Origin of the sequence: Mesorhizobium sp. Cs1299R1N3 (assembly GCF_037179625.1) — a bacterium.
GTDB lineage: Bacteria > Pseudomonadota > Alphaproteobacteria > Rhizobiales > Rhizobiaceae > Mesorhizobium > Mesorhizobium salmacidum.
This window is the reverse complement of record NZ_JAPYKQ010000066.1, coordinates 1-480: the sequence shown is the minus strand read 5'-3', so window position 1 is coordinate 480 and position 480 is coordinate 1. Positions and strand designations below refer to the sequence as shown.

Below are 480 nucleotides of genomic sequence, written 5' to 3'. Positions count from 1 at the left end.
GAGGCGCAGTTCCGCAACGCCTTCCTGATGGGCTGCGCCGGCGCCTGGACGCTCCACCCGAGCCAAGTCGCCATCGCCAAGCGGGTCTTCGCTCCCGATCCGGCGGAGGTGGCCTTCGCCGCGCGCATCGTCGAGGCGATGCCCGACGGCACCGGCGCGGTGATGCTCGACGGCAAGATGCAGGACGACGCCACCTGGAAGCAGGCCAAGGTCATCGTGGATCTGGCCAGGCTCGTCGCCGAGAAGGACCCGGAGCTCGCCCGCAGCTACGGGCTGTAGGTGTCGCTCGCCTACCTCTATCTCGGCATCGCGATCGTCAGCGAGATCGTGGGCACGAGCTTCATGAAGCTGTCGGACGGCTTCACGAAGCCCCTGCCCTCCCTCGTGACGGTCGTCGGCTACGCGATCGCCTTCTATTGCCTGTCCCTGACGCTCCGCACGATCCCGACCGGAATCGCCTACGCGATCTGGTCCGGGGTC

At 67.7% G+C, this 480-nt stretch carries 1 protein-coding gene and 1 pseudogene; both read left to right on the top strand.

From position 1 onward, the window contains the following. Positions 1-279, top strand: a pseudogene (locus O7B34_RS31980) (CoA ester lyase); the annotation flags it as partial. Beyond that, a partial coding sequence (locus O7B34_RS31975; protein ID WP_337149732.1) for a DMT family transporter occupies positions 280-480 on the top strand: 201 nt, incomplete at its 3' end.